We start from the raw sequence: 23,489 nt of genomic DNA, 5'->3' as shown, positions 1-23,489 counted from the left end.
TTTCTAATATTCAGTTTCACGATTATTAATTTTATCCTGCATTTTTCGGAAAGAAATAATATCCTTGTATCGTTTGGTTTTAACTTGGATATTGGAAACCATTTCCTTTGATTCTAATTCCTTTTGTTTAAGGATTTCGGCACGTTCGGAATCGCTCATTTTTAGATAATCACTGGATAATATTTCATCGATGAAGTCCATTGTTTCTAAAGAATTTTCTACGATGGCAGTAAACGATTCGGAAACTCTGGCCACTTCATCGGGTTGGATATAAGGGCTATCAAGAATATCTCTCAAATCATTTTGCATCACTTGGATAAGACGTTGGTTATTTCGTCCTATTTCGCGAACAGCATTTAATTGCCTTACCACATCGTTGACCTTTTCTATGTTTTCTTGTTGGGTTTTTAAGAACTGAACGGTCTTTATAATGTTTGCGGTTTGCTTCCCTGATTCTATCAGTTGTTTTACCAAGCTGATAAAATTGGTATTGTCATAAGTGGGCATTCCCTGGCACGCTGCGCGTGCAGGCAATAATTGGGAAATCATAAGAATTAGTCCTAATGAGATTGTTTTGATTTTAGTCTTCATAGTATTATGTTTTAGAGGTGAATTCTATTATTGATTGTTCCATATTTTGGGTTCTTTTATAAATGGCCATTATGGCTTCGTTTTCCTCTCCGTCCGTCAGGTAGGCGGCATAAACTTCTTTCGGAACTTCAAGCCTAAAAATGTTGCTTTCCTTTCCAATCTTGATAAACATTTCGGTGTATTTCCTTGGACCAGAAAGATTGTTCTTGATGGATTTTAATTGGTTCAGGTCGTGACTGGAAAGGTTGAGCCGATTGGCCAATTCTGCATAGCCTTTTTCATTGTTGAGGCTATAGATTACCTGTGTGTTTTCCAGAATGCTTGCCGAAGTGGTATTGTTAGGTAACTGATTGATAGATTGTAAGATGATACCAATGGCACCATTTTGCTTACGAATAGCTTGATAATAAAATTCTACGCTTTCCAATACATTTTCAAACTTCAACTGCTTGGCAAACTCATCGAATAGGATGATGCCCTTTTCGTCTCGATTTTTCCAAATTGTTCTTTGGATAGCTGACTTAATCAGCTTCAACATTACAGATAATATCTCCTTGTTGTCTTTCACTTCATCCAGTTCAAAAACAATCAATCGTTTGTCTTCGATTTTATAGGTATGGTCTTCGCTTACTTCAAACAAAAAACTATATAGACCATCGCCAACGTATTCTGACATAACGTGCAAGAAGCTTGTTAAATTGAAGTAGTCGGGATGGATTTTGAGACTATTTAGTAGATCATCCTGATTGGTCTCGATGAAGTTGTAGAAACCTTCCAAAGAATGATTTACAGAAGTACTATCATAATAATAGCGCAGTATTTTTTTAACGGAAACCGAATGAGCTTTTGTTATTTTCAAATCTGAAGCAAAGAGTTCAAATAGAAAGACCGATAAATCTTCGAGTCGTTCTGGTGTTAGGTCATTTTGATCGTTGATGTAAAATGGATTGATACCGAGATTCTTTCCGTTCTCGTAACGCAGTATGGTGTATTGTTCCGGATAGAGCTTAGCGAATTTTGTATAGGAACCACCCAAATCGATAATAACCAATCGAACGCCACTTTCAAAATATTGACGTAGAATGTTATTTGCTAAAAAGGATTTGCCTTCTCCAGTGGGAGCGAAAATGGCAAAGTTTCTAACCTTGATACGTTTTTTACGTTCATCCCAAACATCCTTTAATACGGGAATGTTATGTTCACGGTCGTTAAAAATGATGCCGGTTGTATCTGATTTATAATTGGTGTTGTTGACAAATAGACAAAGTGCGTGTTTTAAATCGGTTACGTACAAGTCGTTATTCGAGAAATTGGATGAGAAACAGCAGTAACTGTTTAGTATGTAATTTTTGCGTTCTTCTCCTTTTGGATAATATGGAATGATATCCAGTTCCTTGAATTCAGTCTTTATCTTTGAGGTAATTTTATCTAACTCTTTAGTTTCCTTTGCCCAGTACACAATGTTAAGATGTCCACGGACAATTCTGGAATTGTCATCGGCATTGATTTGGTCAAGGATATGTTGAATCTTTCCAAGCACCACCTTGTTTTGTGAACCGAAATTGGAACTCTTGCTGAGTTCTTCAATTTTCTTATCGAGCAGCTTACGCCACTTATGCTTGTCATCGAGATATAGAATTTGGTTGACAATATGATTTTCTTTGAGCGTAAGCCCTAAGCCATCAATAAACCCTTGATGAAACACAAAATCGTCTGAAGTGAATTTCTCATTGGTCTTGCTACTCTGTACACTTTCGCCAAAGCACAGTTCGCTATTGATGGCAAGGGCATCAAAATGGTTTTCGCCAATATTGACGCTTTTATTATCCAGTAAAATATCAGTATCACAGCCTTCATTAAATCCATTGAAGTAGGTATCTGTGAGACCGACGATTTCTTTCTCGTTTAATGGGGTGAGAGACAGTTTCCGGCTGTTATTTATAAAAGAAACAGAATCGTGTATCGAGTTAGCGAAAATTTTAATGTTATCATCCAGTTTCTGTACAATTCCCTTTGAAATTTTTCGAAAAGGATTGACGTATTTAGAATTATTGAGTGCTTTATTTTTGGTTAAGATGAAGAACAAATAACATTTGTGCTCAATATACTCCCGGCCTTTAAAATGCTCATGTGTGGCTTTTTCCAAAAAGGTGTTGTTCGGAAGTTTTTCTGAGGAATATAATTTTTTGAGGTAGATATCCTGTTTATGAACCACGGTTCCCACAGGCAACGACTTCAAAGCTTGAAACCAGGCACCGTGTATATCTTCCAAATCCTTTTCAGATAAAGAATAGATTTCTGGTAAGTTACCTTCATAGCACAAAACCACATTGCCATTATTAGCAAAAATGATATTGTCTTGAATATCTGCAATGGGTCTGTATGCTGAAATGTTAATCTTGTTCATAATCAAAGCCTGAATTTCTTTTGTTACTGATGATTTTAGGGAAGGCGTTCGCTATCTCAAACAGTTGTGGATTGTTCGTGATTCGGGTTAGTGCAATGTAAAGCGCAGTATTAAAAATTAAGATGCCTATAATTATCCCGAAACTGAATGAAAAAATGATAATCATAAGCGATCCTAGTATGGACATCATCATTAGGGCAAATAGGGAAATGGGTAACCCAAAAATGACTGCCTTTTTTCTAATATTTCTATAGATCTCGAACTTTTTCATATGTACTGTTTGTTTTAAAATGCCTTTTAGAGGATTATACTACGATACCAATTAAATATGTAAATATGCCAACCACAGCTCCCGCTATTAGCACAAATACGAGTACACGGGTAATTCCTTTTTTTAAATCTGCATTCTCGCCAAAGAAGTGACCTGCGTTAAATAAAAAACCCACCAGAAAGATGACCCCTAGAATGATGGGAAAAATTGTTCGAATCGTGTTTGATACATCATTAACCGAATTCTCAATACCACCTATTTGTGCAAATAGAGATGTGGAGATAAGTGTAATTATTACTGCTAAATAATTTGATTTTTTCATAACGGAAAAGTTTAGATTTTTGATTCATTTTCGTTATTAGAAATTTACATATATTTGATTATAAATAACTGATTATCAGTTATTTGTGGATAAAAAATTATTTGATTTTATTTGAATTACATTGTTAATATTTGGTGTCAAATTTTATGGATTTTGAAAAGGAAGTTGTTGATAACCCAAAAAATGAAAATGAAAAAAGTGCTTAAAAACGTCAGCTTTGCGATTTTGCTCTTAAAAATGTGCATCATTTTTGGGCAGGAAACGAGTATCCAAAAACGAATTGTAATTGACGTGGGGCACGGTGGAAAGGATTCTGGTGCAATCGGGATAAATGGCACGAAGGAAAAGGATGTGGTTCAATCTATTACAAATGAGATTCTGAAGATGAATGATGAATTAGAGAATCCGTTGGATATTTATTTGACAAGATATAGCGATACTCTTATTTCATTGTCTGATAGAAGTAAACTGGCTAAATCTCTAGATGCGGATCTATTTATTTCCTTGCACTGCAACCATTCCGATAATCCGAACGCTATAGGAATTGAAGTTTATATAGCAAAAGCTATTTCACAATATTCAAAAGAAGCCCCTTGGATGGCTTTTAAATTGCAAGAGGCGTTTAATAAAGATTTGGGATTTGAAAGTAGGGGTGTAAAGTTTGGGAATTTTCAGATGCTAAGGGAAATGGGCAGTTATTGTCCTTCTGTGCTTTTAGAATTGGGGTTTTTGAGCAGTTGTGATGAGAGTCATTATTACGGCAGATCTTTTGGAGTGAGAGCTGTGGCGTTAGTGTTAATGGAAAATTTAAAGAATTATGAAGGAGTTAGGGATTGAAATTATAAAGATTATTAAACTTTTGATCATTGAGATATATAAATCATTTTTTGGTAAAAGAGATTTTTAGAACATCTTTAATCATCTTAATTACGTCAAATGATTCTTCCTCAATCCATTCTTCTTTGTCAATAAGACTTTGAATAAACGTTAATTCCTTTTTAGAAAAATCTTCTAATATAATTCCGGATAAATGTTTCGTTAAATCCCAATGGCTGTCGTGATAAGGAATATAGGTACTTACTCTTTTATGCGGATCATTTGGAAATAAGAGTTGAATATCTGTTTTTCGTTCTTTAAGTTTAGCCTTAATTCTCGAAAAAATTTGTAAGCCTGCCAAATCCCAATCACAAGAATAGTAAATTGGCTTTGACAAATCAGATTCGTCTATATCATCAATAATAGCAATATTGTTTCCCCCAACATACCATAATTTAGTTTGCGTTTCCTCAGCAATCCAGGGTTGTTTTAGATAGGACTTATTTTCGCACATTACGACCGCTCTAGGGTTTTTATTATCTATGACTAACCGCCATTGATTCTGTTTCTCATCCAGAGAAAATCTTTGAATATCTAATATTTTAAAAACAGCATCTCTTACGCTTTTTCTGTTTTTTAGATATTTTGAAATATCAAAAAATTCATTTGAAAAATCCTCTATCGTAGTTGGGTTGTTTCTCAATTCTACTTTGTTTTCAGAGATTAACATCAAGGTTTTGATATCTTCAATTTTAAAGCCTTTATTAGCGGTGGGCTTAATGTCATTTTCTAAAAGAAACTTTTTAGATTCTTCATAGGGTTTTTTGAACTCTTTTTCATAGAATGATTCAAACCTATCAGTAGGAACTATGACTTTTATGTTATCTGACTTTAAATCTAGAATACCCTCTTCATAAATAAGAAACTTTATATAAGGATGGTTTTGAATGACAGCTCTTGATTTCTTAAAACGATAAATATCATCGAGAGCCTTTAATACTTTCCAAGTAATATTCTTATTCATTATCTGTTAGTGATTGTATGTATTGTTCTATGTCTTCGGTCACATCATCTGAAAATATCCCAAGAGGTGGTACAAATGTGTCTGCATTGGCTAAATTATTCTCATTCATAATATAAATATATTGTCCATTTTCGGTGATTTCTCCCGCAGTTTCAATAGCCATTGTAATAATTTGATATTTTTCTTTCTTTGCTAATTTGTGAAGCATATCATAATTACTTCCTAGACCTTCTGCTTCGTCGATTGGCATAATTTTTAATCCACCTTTACCTTTTTCTTCAATTAATGACAGCCTAGCTAGGCACAATAGAGCATTTGCCGCGTATGTTTGGCCATTGCTCCCGGAATTGACATCTTCATTTTCAAGTTTTAATTCAAAAACTAGGTCAAAATAAGATTTTGGATTCATTAAATCTTCAGGTTCTACTTTAGTGCTACCACCAAGTTTTTGAAATGCTTTAATCATCATCTTATTGATATCAAGTTCCTCACGAAGTTCACTAAAAAGTCCTGTGTAGCTCATTTGGTTTTGTAGCTGTTTCCTAAAAGTACTAAGCCAATTCTCTGGGTAGTGAATGGATTTTTTAAATGTTAGTGACGCTTTATTACCGCCAGTAATTCCTTTGTTTCCTTTTTTTAGATAGTCATTAATCTCATTAATTTTAGTCAAATACCCTCTGTAAACATTATAGACATCATTAAAAACACTTCCGATTATCTCTACTTTTCTAGAACCGATTTCTTGAATATCCTGGGTTAGTTTATTTAATCTGTCAACAATATCATTTGAAATTAAATCCTCATCTACTTGAGCTGATGGGAATACAGTTGGCAAGAGGTAATTAGCTAGTTGACCTATTGAAGCAGTTTCATCATACGGAAGGTCTTCTGTGATTAGCTTTAAATATTCTATATAGGCCTGTTGGGCTGAATTTGCTGTCTTTTGGAAAGAACTATTTCCTCCATCGTCGGGGTTTGTGGTTTCTTCCGCAATGTCATCAAACTTAATAGCCGATTTAAAGAGTTGTTCGTTTAATAGCTTGGTTTCCTCTAATTCATCTTCTGCTAAAGTGATTTGCTGTTTTTTCTTTTCAATGTCTATTTCGAGTTCTTTTAAATTCTCTGAAATCTCAAATTTTAGTTCAGTTAGATTATTCTGGTTAGAGAGTTTTTTAGTGCAATTTTCAAAAAATAACTTTTCATTAAACTCTTTCTCTTTTAAAATCTCTTCTTGCTCAGCAAGGTGTTCCACTTTAGTAGCAATTTTTTCTTCTATGAGTTTAATATCTATAGAGATGTTGTTATCTAAAAGATTGGATTGCAGTAATTTTATTGTTTTCTGATATCCATCTAAAAGACTTTTTCTACTGGTAAATTCCTCAAACTCTTTTTGTAGTCTCTTGTATTGCTTAAGAATATCGACTTTATTCTTATACGCCTCTAAGTGAAGATTAAATGATTCTTCAGTAAGGTTTTTTAAAGTTTCATCAATCTCAAATTTTAGTATCTCGTCCTTTCTTTTAAAAAGGCTCACGTACTTTTTAAGATTACCATATTCAAAAAGTGTATTCCTTAATTGCTCTTTATTTAGTTTTTCAGCAATGCATTGAGATAATTTTTCTTTAATACCTTCATTTAGCTTGGATAGGGATTTTACAATCTCAGTTGGATTTTCAACATTGAGAACTTGATGTTCTGAATATGTTATAAATTCATAAACCCCGTTTAGATTGAGCCAAAACCCTTGTTGGTTTTCATCTTGAATGTTCGAATCTATATTTTGAAAAAGTTGTTCTGGAAATGGAACGTATCTATTGGGTTTGTCTTCAGACGGTTTTATCTTACCATATTTTTGAAAATAGATTAAAATGCTTTCCAGAGAATGTGGTAGTGGAAATTCTAAACTATCAAGTGCCCAGTTTACCAGAGATTCAGGGCTGTTTAAATCTGAAAATTTAGATAATGACTCTAGTTCTACTTTTTCTTCTTCAAGTTTTTTAATCCTTTTAGGATATTCGTCAATTTCTTCTTCATAGTCGCTTAACCAATTGGACCTCTCGAAAACATCTAAAATATTGTTATTGGAAAGGTATTTTGTGAATTCTTTTAATGCCGATTTGTTTTCATTGCCTAAACGCTGAGCAGTAGACCACTTATTTACTTTTTCTGCATCGTTATCTTGAGTAGAAAACCATTTTTCTGCAACTTCAATTCTTAGTTTGGATTGATTAATATCTAGAAAATTTTTCTCTATATCATTCTTGTTAATATTCTTATCACTTAGTTTCAGGACTTTTTTCTTAATAGTCAAAAGTTCCTTGAGGTCGCCTATTTGTAGTCTACAAATCTCTTTTTCAATAAAATAAAATTCATTTTTTTTCTGATTTAGTTGTTTGAATACTTTATGCTTTTGTTTAGTTGTACTTTTTTTAAAACTGTTCCAGTAATTAAACTTTTTTGTTAGATATTCTGAATAGATGGATTTATATTTCTTTTGTTTTTCTAAGACTGTTTTTAATAGAACCTGCTTATCGTTTATAAGTTTAATTTCTTGAGAATATCTTTTATGTTCGTGAAAGTCGTTACTTATATTATTGACTTCCTCTTTGTACTTATCCATTATTGCGTTCTGCTCGTCATCGCCAAAAAGGAACTTCTTTAGGTTTTCTGATTCCGTCTTAAATCCTTTTCCTCTTGAAAAGGACCTTAAAATATTCGCATATGTTTTAAGGGTTTCTTCTATTGTTAAGTCTAAAGACAGAATATCATTATCATAAAGGATTTGATGATAGTTTTTTCGCCTAAAAGATTTTATTCTAGCAAATACAACTTTTTCACTAAGATTCTTTAAGGTATCTACCTTATTATCTATAATTAAATCCTTGTTAAGAACGGGTTTGTTTAAAGCTATCAAATTATCCCAATCATAGCCATTTTGAATAATAAACATTTCTGCCGCATTACTTGTGTCTTCAATATAAACACCAATAACAAAATAGTTTTTTGGTTTAACTTCAATATTTAGAAAAATATAACCTTTAGATGATGAGTTCCCTTTTTTGGAAATCAACATCCCTTTGACATCTCTTTGTTTGTTGCCTTGAGTTGCGGACTTGAATTCATTTGAGCCTACTAGAATCAATTGAATCATATCTGCTACCATACTCTTTCCACTACCACTTTCACCACTAAAATCTGTTCTACACGGATGAAAAAGATAGTCAGCATTAAAATGCTGTTTAATACCTATAGTAGATAGGCTATATATGCAAGGGTAATTATTCGGCATCTTTTACTTCATTTATTAAATCATCAATGGTTTCAATTTGTGGTTGGTAAATAATGCGCAAACGCTCAAAAGAAGGCATAATCTTGAACTTATTCTTTTCATCTTCTTTATCCCACATTAACCAGCCTAAATCCCCAAATTTCTCGAATGATTTTGCAATTATATTCTCGAATCTTTGGTCGCCAAAATCTGTACTCTTGTCAGAAGAATTATCGTTAATTAGTTTTCTTAATGCATTTTTCTGTTCCTCATATTCTTCATAGAGTAGAGTAGTAAATTCAGAAACGCTATCAAGCTCGATGTTCCCATCAAGCTTAAACATTTTTAAGAATAACATTCCTATAATTATATACTCACTTCTTAGATAATCGCGATTGTCCGAAGGTACATTGCTTCTACCATCTTCGTTCAAGTTGAGATAATAATAATTATTAAAATCACTACCTTCCTTTATGAGATTCAGATTGAAAAAATCTGAATAATAAGCTTTAAGTGATTCGTAATTATCTGAATCGTTCAAAAATCGATATAGATTAGCGTTCTTCGGATATTCCCTTTGAATATGTTTACCATTTCTAAGTGTATAGTCAAGTTTTGCAAAAATACTTTTTGCCCTCTTATTTTGTAGAAAACTATACATTTCTATTTTTTCTGAAGTGTCATCTGCCATAAGGATATTCCTTTTTTTGTGGTGTCGCGTACCGATTCTCTTTTTATTTCTACCTTATATTTATTCTGATAAGTAGTGTTCTTTCTAATAATATCATGGGCTGTTTTAACAGCGATTGTAAGCTGGTCTTCTTTTAGTACTCTAAAGAAAAATGGGGTGAAATTTAAAGTGCCTTTTGCTTCTAATTCTTGAAATGCCAGTTTTGTCCAGTATAGTATTCTCTCTTTGTCTCGTTTCCATTTCAAGGTCTTTTCTAACAGTTCTTTTTGTTTAACAATATCCACTTCTCTTTTAGTTGCTAAAATGGGAAGTTTAGGGCTTATTTCCCTGTTAGGAATAACATTAAATTTTCGATTGTGAATGGTTGATTTTATGATTATTCCCGAAAGCATATCTGGCAGTTGAATTCGTTTTGAGCCAGCTTCTTTTACAACGACTGAATTTTCTAATAGAAAGTCAATAAACTTATTGGTTTTTCTATCAAAATTCTTTTTGTTGAAGTCATATATAAACTCTCTAATTCTCGGTTTTATTTTTTCGATTCTTTTACTGACTTGCTCTAATTGACTACGGGAATTATCGTGAAAATTTTGTACTCTTTGAATATTAGAGAGGTTATCTTGGCCTTTATTATTTTCAAGAAGACCAATTAAAATATCATCGATATCATAAGAAATCTGAAAAGCATTTCTTAATTCTGAAGCTTGTTCTTTAATAATTTCTAGCCGAATTTCAATTCCTTTTAAAGCATTATGTACGTCCTGATCATCTGAACTTATTTCTGTTTTAAAGTCTTTTACAGATTCGTTTACTTGCTGATCTAATATTTCTATTTGAGAAGTTAGTTCGGGAAGCCTTACCTCAAAATGGTCTTCAATCCACTCGTTTAGATCTTTATTATCTTCTATGTTTTCTGTAAGACTTTTATGTAATTCAGCAAAAAACCGTTTTATCTTCGCAGGATTGTACTTCTCAATTAATCGCTTCTCGATGTTCTGGCAAAGTTCCAAGCCATACTTTTTAAACTGATATGTCCTTTTTGTTGCATTTCGCCAAAGAAATGATTCTTGAAACCTTAGAATTATGGTATTGTTTCTATTGTATTCTGTTCGTGAACTTTCATTTCCTTGGTCTTTAAAAACCTTTGTGATAGTTGATATAATATTTTCTTCTGTAAAGTCATTATCCTTGTATTTTGAATAAAGTGAAAGAAGAATTAATCCATCATCTTTTTCAGGAATTAATTTCTCATATTGGTCTTTTGCTTCCCTATATAGGTTAAAACTGTCCATGCTATACAATCTCCTTTAAAAAGTAATCTCTCAAAATTTCTTTGAATTTGTCAGAGTTTAAGCGGTTAGCTCTTTCCTTAATTTCTGTTTGACTCAAATAATCAAAGTCATACTTTTTTACTTTCGATTTTGTTTCTTTAAGTAATTTTACCGCTTCTTTTGTAAAACCTCCAGTACTCCATATTTCAAAGCGTTGCCTCTTCTCTGGATATCTACTGGATAGCCAACCTCGAATTTCTTTAACTTTTTCAGATAAATACTCTTCTATGTAGTCAATGTCTACTGTATAGTTATATCCTTTGCATTCAACCACACAAACCTCATTTTCAGTAATTGCAAGAACATCGATTTCTCTACTTCTAATGCTGTCTAAAACAGGCACTCGTTTTCCTATATTGATAGATTGAGAATATTTGCCAAAGTAAAAACCAACAGCAAGTTCAAATAAGTCACCTCGTAAATTATTAGTTTTACCATCAATAAGCTTTATGAGCTTACTCAATAAAGATATATATTTCTCAGGTTCAGTTTTCAATATAGCACCAGCATTTGTTACTGTATTTATAAGATTTTTTATTAAATCACTATAGTCTTTTCCGAATAACTCTTTTACTGATGCTACGAGAACACCATTACTTTTTAATTGATTTAGAGCCTTTATACCTATGCCGTCTACTAAAAGAACTGGAAATAACTTAAGTGCTGGGTTGGATGCTTTTATCGTTGCCAATTTTCGAAGAAAAAAACTTATTGCATCTTCATCAGTAACATTACCGATTAAAATATCTGCAACTAAAAATCCGGGTTTCTTTTGTCTATTATTATATCCTATTAAGCCATCAATATAGGTAGGTGCAGTAAAAGCAAATTGAAATCCTCCAACTATATGGTTGTTTTTCCCTTTTTTGAAAGAAACAAGTCCTATGTTTTTACTCCAAGTTTCAAAGTGTTGAAGTATAATTTTCTTTGATATCTCAATACCTTTAATGTGACGAAAGTTTGGTGCAGATTGTTCAGCAATAAAAATGTTTAAACCATATTCTCCTTCTCTAGTTTCTCTTATTAAATTATGTTTTTTTAATTTCTCAATTAATGAAGAGAATTTCATATGACCCAATATGGGCTTAACAGGGCTCATTGAATAGTTGGGTAACTCATTAATAGAAATCAATCCGTGATGATATTTTATTGCATTAATTATAGTGTAGCATCTCTTCGCATCAGATTTAAATGCATTTACTAAATCATCAAAATAGTCTGAATTTTGATAATTATCAGCGTGATAAATAAAAGATTTCTTATCTGAAAATAGGCCCGTTATTTTATGAATAGGACTGCTTAATCTTTGAATACGTTTACGAGCCGCATCATTTGAAACACCCTGATTTTTCTCTATATACCGAGCTAAATCTCCTGACAAGACACCACCATTATTCTTTATATATTTCTCTAATTTTGTCACACCACGCTATTTATATAATACTAACTATCTATCACCGCTGTTTTTTTTAATTCGATGATGTCCCACTCTTTTTTATTCAAATGTTTAAGAAATGATTCAAAACGACTTTCCTCAACAGCAAACGCTAATAAATGTGTTGGCCTTGAAAATCCTACATAAGCCATTTTAGCAGATTGCTTTATCTTTTCTAAACCAGCTCCTTTATGATTTTCAATCGTTTCCGAGATATGAGTTCCAATAAACTGATTTCTCAATCTTTGTGATTCATAACTTCCATACCCTGTGCTAAAGAATGTTTCTAAATACAGAGTGGCAATATGAGTTTGACCTTTTACCGAATGAACGGTACCTACATTGATTTTGAACCCATCTTTATCATAATAGTTAACAGCTTCTTCTTCCTCATTATTAATAGGTATATATATTGCTGGATTGGATACGAAGTCTGCAGAGTGTCTTAATTCACAATTGAAAAGGTTTAAAAAATCAGGTATATATTTTTGAATTTCACTCTTTATTGATTTTATGTCTTTATCAATTAGCTTTACAGACCAATTGTATATGTTAAGATTAAAAATAGGGTACTCATTAGATCTAGATAATCTAATAAATCTAACCATTCGAGTAATTGTGAAACTTCTAGCAACCTCGTCTTTAACACCTTCAATACGTAATATTTTAACAAATGCATTTAATAAAGACTTGCGCCTATTAGCTAAGGTGTAATCGTCATTTGAATGTGTATGAAAATAGTCTTCTAGGGTCTCAAAATCAATTTCACTTTTATCAGCTAATCCTTTTAAGTCAGGGTGATAATCAGAAAGGCAAATTTTATTGTCGTGGTCGTGATTTTTACGCCAACCTATAGCGTGAAATGCATTGGATTTATCATCTGGTACTAAGCCACTTTTTATATATTCATTTAACTTTGTTGAAAATGTAGGAATAACTTCAGTTACCTTTTTACTATCATAAATTATTAAAAGTGGTTTTATAGTAATTTCGGTACCATCATTATTTAATCCTCGTCCTTCAAGTTCTGAAGGTGCAATAGATAGTTTTGATACTAAATTAGCAATAGGTTTACTTAACCTATGGCTTCCTTTAAGGAATAGTTTGTCTTTTCGTTGTCTCCATATATCTATTGTACTAATACTGCTAGGAAATATGCTTTGATTGACATCACCTAAACGTTGATATATAGATTTAGAATTATCATTGGCGAACAATGTTTCCAAGAGCTGAAATTGATGCTGTTCCATATCCTGCATTTCGTCAACAAAAACATATTGAAACCTTTTCTGGATAAGTTCTTTGTATCCTTTTATGTTGTAAAGAATAACATCGGCTAAAGCATAGGCGTCATCGAAATGAAGAATCCCAGCTTCCATTACATTCATTTTAGTGATCCATAACCATTCAGAAATTCGTTTTAATTCTTGAGAAGTAAATGGTTTTAGTTTTTTACTAGGTGTCTTTATTTCAAGGGGATTTCCATTTATTGATTTTTTTAGAGTAAAAACGCCCTCACCAAAAGAAAAGCGGAATGTGTGTAATACGTTAAAGTTAGAATTATAATAAAGAGCATTATTTTTCTCTTGTTGCTTAAATCCTTTTTTTCCGTACTTAAATAATTTTTCAATAGTCTCTGAATATATTTCGTTGTCTATACAAACTGGTTTTCGTTTGAACTTATTGACATAAGCTGGAATTGCTAAAAAAGTATCTACGAAACTTTGTATAGTGCCTACAAAATTTGGATAAGAAAAGAGTTTAGGACAATGATGCCCAATACGTCCTTTAATTTCATCAATCGCTGCATTAGTATGCGATAAAACAAGAATACCTCTGTTCTCGGATAAGGGTAGTCTTTTTTCGATTATAAGAAGTTTTGCTAATAACGCAGTTGTTTTACCACTACCAGGTACAGCTTGCAAATCAATTGTACATAAGTTGCGAATGAAAAGTCTTCTTTCTAGATCAAAATTTTGACCAGGTTTTAAAAGAATTCCTTCCGCATAATTTATATCTTCATCTGTAATCTTAATCATTACAAACGTATTTTATGGCTTCAATTAAATATTGGATTCCTTCGTCATCTTCGGGTATAACAAGTACTGTGTGCTTTTCAATGGCATCAGCTAATTCATAAGCTATGGCCGTTTTGTTTAATCCTTTATTTATCAGCTTTTTACCTAATTCAGTTTCGATATTATCTGTATCAATTTGTGGATGTATTTTCACTAAAACTTGCTGAAACAGTTTTGTAAGCGCAGGGGATTTGAACAAAGAATATTCTAATGTCCAATTTTCGGCAACAAATGTCTTTACGTTTTGGAAGGTGAATTTTTTAATGATTTCAGCTTTCTTTTCTAATGATGCCGTTTTTACAGTTTTTTCATCTTCTTTTAGATATTGCTTATCAGGTATACCTTCCTCATCAAGGATTATTTGTTCTCTATGAGCTCTTACATCCACGTCAGTAATTATCGAGACTGGTGACTTAATTAAGTGAGATTCATTTTTTCTTAAGTATATTCTTGAATATTGTTGAAATGCTGTATTTCCAACGTTAACTATTGAAACGCCTGCCTCGGTTAAGTTCTTTTTTATGATGCCTTGTTCTTTTAAGCGTTGTACAATGGCTGGTAATAAGATTTCTTCAGACCATCCTTCAACAAATATAATTCCATTAGCGAAAAACAAATTAGCCTTAGTAGCATCTAAAAATCGTTCCAAAAATTTATACTCATTAGCCTCTAGTTTTGTGTATTGTGAACCCATTGGAAAGGCATAGTTATCTGAACATAAAATCAAATTTTCCAATTTAATTTTAGAGCCTAAATTAGGACTATGTGTAGAGAGAATAAGCTGAATATCTTTTTGCTTTTGTAAAGCTTCAATGATTTGCATTTGTGCTTGAGGATGCAAATGTGCCTCTAACTCTTCAATTAAGCCTAATCGTATTCCTGTCCAATCTTTCTTCTGAAGATGCAAAAGTTCAGAAGCCATAAATAAACGATTTAAGGTTCCAAGTCCGGGATTTACTTCATCTTTAATGGATAGTTCAAGTTTTTCTAAAATATTTTTTAATCTATCACCCCTAACACCAAATGCAGATTCTTTAGATTCATCATAAAAGGATTTTATATAATTATCTATTTCACATTTAAGTTCTTTTCCTTTTAATTCTTCGTGTGGAAGATCTTCACCTTTATTATTCTTTCCAAGAAAATACTTTTCTACAGAATTATTGAAGTCCTTAAAAAAACCGACTAAGATGTGGTCTAAATCTTTTCCTTTAAAGGCTTCGTGACCTTGTAAAATCTGTGATAATCTTGAATTTTTACGTGGTACTAATTCGGACTGTGCATCTCTTAAAGGTCTTAAATACGTTGTTTTAAGAAAATCCCTAGCTTCTGCCGTAAGCTGATAGCCAAGTGGGTCAACGCCAGCCTTAACATCAGAAGGTATAATCTTATTATTTGCAATACTTCTTCTAACATCCAAGATTAATCTTAAATAGCAACTTACTTTTCCGGCTTCATCTTTTACCCAACCTAGCCATTCTGTAAAGTTTTTTGCTTCGTTCGCGTCCAAATCTTCAAACCGAAGCTCAATTCTTAAATGTTCAGTTGAATTATGAAAGTCGTCATCTTGTATCTTAAACCACTCGTAACTATGTGTTTTAAGAACAATTTTTATAGCATCTATTATTGCACTTTTCCCAGAATCATTTTTTCCAACAAGTACATTTACACCTTCAGTGAAATTTAAATCAAGATGTGGTTTAACAAAATCTATAGGGTCTAGACTTCCATATTTTCTAAAATTCCAAAGTTTTATATTTTCTAAATACATTTCTTTATCTCTTTACTATTGTAGTATGAAGAACCGTTTCGAGTTTTTATTAAGTCAACAAAAAAGCCAATGAATTTTCATTGGCTTTATCAAAATTTATGTTTGGCCTTTATGCCTATAAATATATTAAAATTTTAACATTGTTTCTTACGGATTTCCGTAGTTGTTTAAATTATTTTAAGATTATTTCCTTTTATCCCTAGCCTCCTTATCAAAAGCAATCAAATTAAACAACTCCCGCATTCTGCTACGAACTCGATGACCATACCGCTCTTCCAACTCATCAGCACCAAGATTAGTGGTCGCATGGGTTTTTATATTATGCTTCGTTTCAAGATAAAGCTCATATCGTGACAGAAGAACTTCTCCCATAACGTTCAAGTCTTTTCCATAAAATCTACCAAAAGGTTCTACGCCCAGATCGTCAAAACAGAAAATTTTGCTATTTCCGTATTCCTCAATAGTTTTAAAACCAAGATGATTAAAACTGAAGGTCACATTTCGGCAGGGGATCATTTCATAAGGCCGTTGCAAAGGTACAATGTATCGCAGTAATTTCATTAAACTGGTTTTACCACATCCTACGGGCCCTGAAAGTAAAATCCCTTTCTCTATATCGATACCAAATTTTTTACAATTCTCCTTATCCTTGATGAAGTACGAGATGAGTTGTATTAAGATAGCCTTATCCTTTCTATGAATTTTAAATTTTTCTCCAAAAAGTAGTTTCCCTTTGGCATTCAAATAAACTAAGATTTTAGGAAAGTCGTACAGCACAGATTTACCGTCAAACTTCCCCAGCGAATATTCCACGCTACCTTCGGTAATTTTAGAGGGGTTGTCCATAGTCTTTGTTTTTAGTAGTTCGCAAGTTGTCCTTGATGTGGGACGCTTGTTTTTTATTTGGTAATATTTCATCGGCTAATAATTCGGTTCTATCCATCCAGTTTATTGCCAAAGCACGCCAATCTCGGATTTCTTTTCCATCGCTGGTTTTCCAATTCCGAATTTCATAATGCTCAAAGAATTTTTTTCCTTCATCAGCATTAAAACTTTTTTCAATAAAAAAATTAATAACGGCCTGCCTGCCCTTTGGCTGTTTTATATTATTTACTTGTTTGATATTGTTTATAGTAGATACCAATGCTTGTCCACCAGTGGGACGGTAAGAGTCCACAGCTTGTCTAGTTATGGGACGGTGCTGTCCCATTACGTGTTCATTTCTGGGATGGTACTGTTCCGCAAGCTGTTCTAAAATGGGATCGTACTGTCCCATATCCGGTTCTTCACTTATCCCAATAATGACCATCTTGATTTTACTTCCTTTGTAGGGATTATTTGAAGGGAAATAGAATAGATAATCCCAGGAATGCAATTCAGTTATACATCTGTGGTAAGTGGATTTTGAACCTATTTTTGAGGCGATCATTAAATCCCTGCGGTTCACGTAAAATTCATCTGCAAAACGGCTACTGTTCCATTCCTGGAACAGCGCCATATACAGACTGATATGCGTAGGATTTAAACGATCATCAAAATAGAATTTTTCAAAAGCCGCATTCAGTAGCTTAATATAATTCATCGCTAATTAATCAAACTTGTTATCAATACGATTTTCAGCCATTAGCTTATCAATCTCTTCAGAATCATAATAAATAATACCACCTATTTTCGAATAAGGAAGTGTACCATTGATTCTTAGATTTTGTAAAGTGCCGGGGCTCAATTGAAGTACCTCCATAACTTCGGTGGATTTCAGATAGCGCTTTAAATTTACTGAAGCTCGTTTAGTAATAAGTTTTTTAATGTCTTCGAGTAGTTCAAGTTTGAAGTCTCGTAGATCGTCGGTAGTAATAATTGATGTTGGCATTGTAAAACGGTTTTAAAAACCCCGCTGCGGATTATAAATTTTAAAACAACGGGATTAGGTTAATATGACTTTCGTTTTACAAATTTGAATCAGTTTGATGTTGTTTTATCCCAATGAGTATCGGAGTTACGACAAAATTTAACAGTTATAGTAATTGAAGCTATTTGGATTACTTTGAGGGTTTCAAAAATAGAATTAAAGCTTTTTGGGAGCTATTAAGCACAAAAAATCACCGGAAGACTTAAAAACGTAATTACAATTTGATTCGAAAACTATTTTGCATCATCACGTCTCATCTTATTTTCCAACTTTAAAATTAATTGGTTCAAATATTTTGTTCTGTCACCTTTCCTAGCCTTAATTTCAGAATAGGTCTTATATCCTTGGTCTAATTTAGTATTGAAAAAGTCTTCAAAAGATGAAATAATAGTACTTATTTCTACATTCCCATGATTTAAAGCTCCATCGGCGTACAAGGAATAAATAAGTTCTACTAGCGCTGTTTTAGATCCTGACCATAACAGTAATTTAGGCTGCTTTTCTGCATAAAGAACTTTATTATCGGGTTGTAATTTGTGAAGTTTATCACGGATATAATGGATAAATTTATACATAGCCTGAACCATTGCCCAAAGCATATCGTGTGAGGTGGAGAATTCAGGATATTGATAATAATTTATGGTCGGTGCAAATGGGAAATTATCGAGGTTGTTTCTAGTGAAGAATTGTGGATCCATATAATTATGGGATTGCTCCATATAATTCACGAAATCTTTATTTTGAGAAAAAAATTTATTAATTTTTTTTACTTCCTTTTCCAGAAACCTAACTTTTGGGCAACTTCCTGCCTTGGGTATACTATGTTCACAGTTCCTTACTTCGCTAAAGTAAATTAAATAGCTCATAGGTAATGATTTGATGTTTCTAAAGAAGTTAATTTCAGAAGCCGAATCTTCAAAATCCTCCTTTTCTACCATATGTTGAAGTTCAGATAGGGTACTATTACAAAGCCGGATTCCCAATTCGGCCTTTTCAAGTGATGAGCTTTCCGAGTTGATGATCTGGTTTATTTGATCCGTAAACATAAACATTGCTTTCTCGAACATGAGATTAGTATTTAAGGAAAATAAATAATACCGTTGTTGCGCTATTTTCAATTGGTTTTCTTAAGGGTATACATTAAAAACTATACTTCATAGGGGGAGTATTAATCTTTTCTTAACCAGTCTAAGGCTTCCAAAGCAAAGTTATCCTTCGTTTGTATGTAGGCACATTTTTCCAAAACCTTGGCGCCTACTTTGTGTTTTTCAAAACCAGCGGTTAGACCAAAATCTATTCTCTTATGGCGTAACTCATTTGCTCGTAATATGGTCTGGAACAACAGCTGTCTATAAACATTATATTCTCTGGAGAATTCATAATCCATTCCTATAATTGCAGGAGTGTAAATATTACTGGAATTTTTATAACAAAACATTACTCCGACTTGAAGCATTTTTTCTTCCTTTAAATATAAAAGTATGTATTCCCATTGTGGAGATAAATTAATGTGGTTAAATAGCGAAAGAGGGTAACTAAATGTGTTGAGTCCTAGATTATTCTTCTTTACCTGTTGATAAAGTTCAAAACTATTTTCTAATTCATTATCTGTTAATTTATCCAAGATCTGGATTTTAAACTTATCTTTAAAAGCTTCAATATCTTTCCTGAAATGTTTTCTGGAGCTTTTACTTAGTGTTTCAATGTAGGAAGGCTCGTCATTCCATTTGAATTGATCATAAACAGCTGCTTCGGGCATAGCAACCTGAACGAACCCTTTGTTATGTAGAAAAGTTTTTATGGCTTTATCCCTTGGATTAAAATCCCGTAGGATCACATACTGAGGTTTCAATTCTTTTTCTAAAATTTCTATTTGCTCTAGTAATAGGTTGAAGGCTTCTTTCCAATTAGATTTGTTTTGGCATAAATATAAATGTTCACCCTCGGTGATAATAGAACCCATACTAAGGCAATAACTTGTATGATAATAAGGCTCACTTTCCCTCGCCTTTTCTAAACTAACTGAAACAGACTCTGGCGCAAGCATGTCCTCTTTCCATAATCCATAAGAAAAAAAAGTAGCTAAAACGCACTCTTGTTTATCATTTTTTACTACATAATAATAGAATTGATAATTGTTTTCGGGAGCGCTATTATCTCTAAAAATTTCTTCCAAAGCCTTAAGACCATTCCAGTCATAAAAACTATTACCTCCCACAGTTTTATTCCATAGTTTAGGATCAATTTGTTTTATTGTATTAAAGGTTTCTAAGGTTAAGTTTGATCTGGACTGTGAGAGTGAGGTCATTTTGTTATTTCCTCTACCAAATGCGAAATTCACACGGTCAAGATTTGTATGTGTTTCTTCAAGTGCTTTTGGAAAATGATATTCAAGTGCTTCTACTAGTTCTTTAATTTCTTGTTTTTGATTATGTCTGGATATTGTAATTCTTAGACCTGTATTTTTTACGGGAACAGCAGGAAACATACCTAAATTCGCATAAAATCCAACTTCAATAAGTCTGTTCACCAAATTAAATCCTGTCTCTGGCATACCCGCTCCAATATAAAATATTGGCGAATCATTTTCTATTATTAAAGGTAGATTGGTTTTCTGTAAACATTGATTGAAATAGGAAATTCGATCGCAAAGCTCGTCCTGCATTTTATATATTTCTTCACTTAAATGGATCTTTGCAGATGCAATAGCTGCCCCAACGGTGGCGGGTTCTAATTGCACAGAAAATGTTAGGGGTCCTCCAAAAATTTTGATTCTTTGATGTATTTTTTTATCGTTGCACACCATGACGGCACCGCCAGCACCAAATGTTTTGCCAAGCGTTCCAAAAAGTATCATCCGATCGGGTAGCTTTTTTAAAATACTCATCACATATCCGCTACCGTTGTTACCTTTCCAACTCATGCCATGCACATCATCAAAATAAATATAAAGTTGTGAATATTTTTTAGATAGTTGCATCAATTCTTGAATAGGCGCATAATCACCATACATCGAATACATACCATCAGCCATATACCAAATCTTATCACATTTAGATTGAAGTTTTCTTATTTTGTCCTCTAACATTTCCAGATTATTGTGCCGAATCATTTCTACTGGAACCGAACGTAACTTTAACGGATTTACCGCACTTTGAACACTCCAATGTACCTGATGATCTAAAATCACTCCATCGCTATCATCCACAACCGAAGGGATTACTCCTAAATGACCAAGTGTACTGTTCTTGGTAATTATAACTGGACTCTTATAAATATCATATAAAAGAGATTCCAATTCTGCATATAAGGGTTGAGAAACATAAGATTTGGAAAGTGGAAATTGAGATCCATATGCCTTAATGGCATTTATGGCTCCTTGCTTTAGTCGATAATCCTGTTCTAAACCTAGATAGCCTGTAGTACCAAAATGAAAAAGTTTTTTCCCATTTATCTGAATCTGTCTACCATCAAATTTTTCACCTTCAGCATATAAATGCAATACTCCAGATTCTTTTGCATTTGTCATCACCGAAATTACAGTATCCAGAAGATTATTGTGCTTAATTTTTGCCATCGCCTTAAATTTTTACAACTATGAAACTAATCAAAGAATTTAGTATTCAACGTTTTATAAAATAAAATGACTTATGAGGCAAATATTGTTCTTTAAAGGCAAATGCCATTAATATCTATGTTTTGATAGGTATTAATGATATGTCTCTATATTCTTACATAATATTAATAATAATATTTTCTTTAAATTAGGATATAAATAGGGCTCCAAATGATTAAAGGTGAAGATTATGCGCACTTTTGGATCGATGAAGGTATTCTTCATTTTGTTTATAAACCGAATACAATTATTGATTTAACTGTTGCTAAAGCAATCGTAAAAGATAGGCTTCGATTCCAAAATGGGATTTCTTATCCTATTCTATGTGATGTAAGACATTTAAAAACAGCTAATAAAGCATCTAGGGAATTTCTTGCCGAAAAGGGTTGTTATAGCGCCCTAGCAATTGCTCTTGTTATTGAAAGGGAATATCTAGGTACCCTTACTAAGGCTTTTATAAACATCAGTAATCCATCTGTTCCCACCAGAGAGTTCACATCAGTTCCCAAAGCACTTTCATTCCTTTTTGATTATAAATAATCATCGAAATAGTATTATTATGTATACCGCAAATTCTCAGCAAAGGGTCAAGGAAATCCTTGATTTTATAACAGAAATAACTTTAGGTAATTATACTTATACCCTCCCTTTAAGAAATACTAAAGATGAACTTGAACAAATAGTTTTATCTCTTAATACTATGTTAGAGGAGATAGATGCCTCCGTTCACCAAATTAATAATGAACAAAGTAAGGAGGTAGTTGAAAATATAATATTTAATCTTGATAGAAATTTCCATATAACTTCGTATTCCCACAACGTAGGTGAAATTCTTAAATACTCTAAAGATGAATTGCTAAATAAACCTATAAAGTTATTTGCAAGTGAGAATACAATATTACCAGATCAGTTAGATGAATTATTAAAAAGTTCTTTTGAAAGAAATCTTCCTTTTAAGATAGAGTTTACACATCTCAACGGTTTTTTCTGGTTAGGCCATGGCTATATGCATCCTATAATTTCTAATGGAGAAAAAAGCTATACTCTTTCCGTTTTTAAAGCAGTTTATTATAACGAAAAATTAAAGAACTCTATTAGAGCAAATAAGTTAGGCGCAATTAATTACCCCAGTGAATACAGAAGTTTACTTCTGCATGATCAAAGGGTATTAATAAGAAAACTTCATAAATATATCATGATAAGGCTGGATAGAAAATTAAAAAAATTACCAATTATCTCAATAGAAGTTGGGGGAAGTGTAAGCAAAATAAAAACCATTTTTAAACGTGTTTATGGCGAAACCATATATGCTTTCCATTTACGCAAACGCCTTGAAAAGGCTTATTATTTACTTATACAGGATAAAATTCCTATCAATGAAATTGCAGAAGATTGTGGTTTCAAAAGCTTTTCTCATTTCTCCAGATCTTTTAAAAAAGAATATGGTGTCACTCCCTCTCAAATTAGAAAATCCTAAATAAAATAGCTTCTTAGGCTAATATTAAAACATTTAAGACAAATGATCAAGCTCTTAAATACGGAACTTTATAATATTAAATGAAACATTATTGCGCGATAATGAGGGTACAGCCTAACCGAACTAATAGGCAAATTTTTAACTTTTAAAACTTTATTATCATGAAAATTAAAAAATTAATATTACCGATGTTGGCAATTATTTTTGCCATTAGTATGGGCTTTGCCAATGTAGATTTGAAAACTGAGCCTACAACTCAAGCGCAGGATTACGTATTAATTAACGGCTCTTGGCAAGGGATTCAAGAGCAGAATTGTACGCCAGGGAAAAGTACTTGTCGAGTACAATTTGGTGAAGGTGGACCAATTTACGATGTATACGATGAGATGGATGTAAATACGCTTAAAAAAAGTAATACACCCAAACCTACCGTTATAAATCTGTAAGTTTAATTATTAAAGCCCATCGCAAACTGCGATGGG

At 32.6% G+C, this 23,489-nt stretch carries 20 protein-coding genes; 4 read left to right on the top strand and 16 right to left on the bottom strand.

Annotated features, from left to right (window positions below):
• Nucleotides 1-3 precede the first annotated feature (3 nt).
• Genes P163_RS16655 through P163_RS16640 form a run of 4 tightly spaced genes read right to left on the bottom strand, consistent with a single transcriptional unit; the run spans nucleotide 4 to nucleotide 3,591 of the window.
• A complete protein-coding gene (locus tag P163_RS16655) occupies nucleotides 4-591 on the bottom strand; it encodes a conjugal transfer protein (protein WP_034893876.1) in 588 nt (195 codons plus the stop codon).
• Nucleotides 592-595: 4 nt separating this feature from the next.
• Nucleotides 596-2,998 carry a TraG family conjugative transposon ATPase gene (locus tag P163_RS16650; RefSeq protein ID WP_034893874.1) on the bottom strand — a complete coding sequence of 801 codons (2,403 nt, stop codon included), beginning with the start codon at nucleotides 2,996-2,998 and terminating at the stop codon, nucleotides 596-598.
• Entirely contained in the window at nucleotides 2,985-3,269 is a 285-nt protein-coding gene (locus tag P163_RS16645) for a hypothetical protein (protein ID WP_034893871.1), read from the bottom strand. The genes P163_RS16650 and P163_RS16645 overlap by 14 nt, the downstream gene beginning before the upstream one ends.
• Nucleotides 3,270-3,303: 34 nt before the next feature.
• Nucleotides 3,304-3,591, bottom strand: a complete 288-nt coding sequence (locus tag P163_RS16640) for a hypothetical protein (RefSeq protein WP_034893868.1) — start codon at nucleotides 3,589-3,591, stop codon at nucleotides 3,304-3,306.
• Nucleotides 3,592-3,774: 183 nt separating this feature from the next.
• Here P163_RS16640 and P163_RS16635 point away from each other — a divergent pair, with 183 nt between their 5' ends.
• A complete protein-coding gene (locus P163_RS16635) occupies nucleotides 3,775-4,428 on the top strand; it encodes an N-acetylmuramoyl-L-alanine amidase (protein WP_316930087.1) in 654 nt (217 codons plus the stop codon).
• A 43-nt stretch (nucleotides 4,429-4,471) separates the two neighbouring features.
• Here P163_RS16635 and P163_RS16630 read toward each other — a convergent pair whose 3' ends face one another.
• The 12 genes from P163_RS16630 to P163_RS16575 form a co-directional block, all read right to left on the bottom strand.
• Complete coding sequence (locus P163_RS16630; RefSeq protein ID WP_034893865.1) at nucleotides 4,472-5,431, bottom strand: hypothetical protein; 960 nt, start codon at nucleotides 5,429-5,431, stop codon at nucleotides 4,472-4,474.
• Nucleotides 5,424-8,720, bottom strand: a complete 3,297-nt coding sequence (locus P163_RS17990; protein ID WP_051931279.1) for a hypothetical protein — start codon at nucleotides 8,718-8,720, stop codon at nucleotides 5,424-5,426. Before P163_RS17990 ends, P163_RS16630 begins: the two co-directional genes overlap by 8 nt.
• Nucleotides 8,710-9,390: a condensin complex protein MksE gene (locus tag P163_RS16620; protein ID WP_034893862.1), complete on the bottom strand. Its 681-nt coding sequence runs from the start codon at nucleotides 9,388-9,390 to the stop codon at nucleotides 8,710-8,712. Before P163_RS16620 ends, P163_RS17990 begins: the two co-directional genes overlap by 11 nt.
• A complete protein-coding gene (locus P163_RS16615) occupies nucleotides 9,363-10,682 on the bottom strand; it encodes a hypothetical protein (RefSeq protein ID WP_034893859.1) in 1,320 nt (439 codons plus the stop codon). The genes P163_RS16620 and P163_RS16615 overlap by 28 nt, the downstream gene beginning before the upstream one ends.
• Nucleotide 10,683: 1 nt before the next feature.
• On the bottom strand, nucleotides 10,684-12,144 hold the full coding sequence (locus P163_RS16610; RefSeq protein WP_034893856.1) for an NERD domain-containing protein: 1,461 nt from the start codon (nucleotides 12,142-12,144) through the stop codon (nucleotides 10,684-10,686).
• Nucleotides 12,145-12,164: 20 nt separating this feature from the next.
• Nucleotides 12,165-14,195: a UvrD-helicase domain-containing protein gene (locus tag P163_RS16605; protein WP_034893853.1), complete on the bottom strand. Its 2,031-nt coding sequence runs from the start codon at nucleotides 14,193-14,195 to the stop codon at nucleotides 12,165-12,167.
• Nucleotides 14,188-16,005 (bottom strand): ATP-dependent nuclease, encoded by a 1,818-nt coding sequence (locus P163_RS16600; protein ID WP_034893850.1) that lies wholly within the window; start codon nucleotides 16,003-16,005, stop codon nucleotides 14,188-14,190. Before P163_RS16600 ends, P163_RS16605 begins: the two co-directional genes overlap by 8 nt.
• 183 nt (nucleotides 16,006-16,188) lie before the next feature.
• Nucleotides 16,189-16,851, bottom strand: coding sequence for an ATPase (locus P163_RS16595; RefSeq protein ID WP_034893847.1), 663 nt, complete (start codon nucleotides 16,849-16,851; stop codon nucleotides 16,189-16,191).
• Nucleotides 16,835-17,587 (bottom strand): hypothetical protein, encoded by a 753-nt coding sequence (locus tag P163_RS16590; RefSeq protein WP_034893844.1) that lies wholly within the window; start codon nucleotides 17,585-17,587, stop codon nucleotides 16,835-16,837. The genes P163_RS16595 and P163_RS16590 overlap by 17 nt, the downstream gene beginning before the upstream one ends.
• Nucleotides 17,588-17,593: 6 nt before the next feature.
• Complete coding sequence (locus P163_RS16585) at nucleotides 17,594-17,875, bottom strand: helix-turn-helix domain-containing protein (RefSeq protein WP_034893841.1); 282 nt, start codon at nucleotides 17,873-17,875, stop codon at nucleotides 17,594-17,596.
• 272 nt (nucleotides 17,876-18,147) lie between these two features.
• Complete coding sequence (locus tag P163_RS16580; protein ID WP_034893838.1) at nucleotides 18,148-18,981, bottom strand: RteC domain-containing protein; 834 nt, start codon at nucleotides 18,979-18,981, stop codon at nucleotides 18,148-18,150.
• A 101-nt stretch (nucleotides 18,982-19,082) separates the two neighbouring features.
• Entirely contained in the window at nucleotides 19,083-21,491 is a 2,409-nt protein-coding gene (locus tag P163_RS16575; RefSeq protein WP_034893834.1) for an aminotransferase class I/II-fold pyridoxal phosphate-dependent enzyme, read from the bottom strand.
• A 210-nt stretch (nucleotides 21,492-21,701) separates the two neighbouring features.
• Between P163_RS16575 and P163_RS16570 the strand changes: the two genes are divergently transcribed.
• The 3 genes from P163_RS16570 to P163_RS16560 all read left to right on the top strand — a co-directional run bounded on the left by P163_RS16570 (nucleotide 21,702) and on the right by P163_RS16560 (nucleotide 23,453).
• Nucleotides 21,702-22,070 (top strand): hypothetical protein, encoded by a 369-nt coding sequence (locus P163_RS16570; RefSeq protein WP_034893831.1) that lies wholly within the window; start codon nucleotides 21,702-21,704, stop codon nucleotides 22,068-22,070.
• Between the two features lie 19 nt (nucleotides 22,071-22,089).
• A complete protein-coding gene (locus P163_RS16565; RefSeq protein ID WP_034893829.1) occupies nucleotides 22,090-23,007 on the top strand; it encodes an AraC family transcriptional regulator in 918 nt (305 codons plus the stop codon).
• Between the two features lie 161 nt (nucleotides 23,008-23,168).
• The gene (locus P163_RS16560) at nucleotides 23,169-23,453 is read left to right on the top strand and encodes a DUF6520 family protein (RefSeq protein WP_034893826.1); all 285 of its coding nucleotides are present in this window, start codon (nucleotides 23,169-23,171) and stop codon (nucleotides 23,451-23,453) included.
• The last annotated feature ends 36 nt before the right edge of the window (nucleotides 23,454-23,489 follow it).

The organism is Gillisia sp. Hel_I_29 (genome assembly GCF_000744275.1).
Lineage (GTDB): Bacteria > Bacteroidota > Bacteroidia > Flavobacteriales > Flavobacteriaceae > Gillisia.
This window is presented reverse-complemented; position numbering and strand designations above follow the sequence as displayed.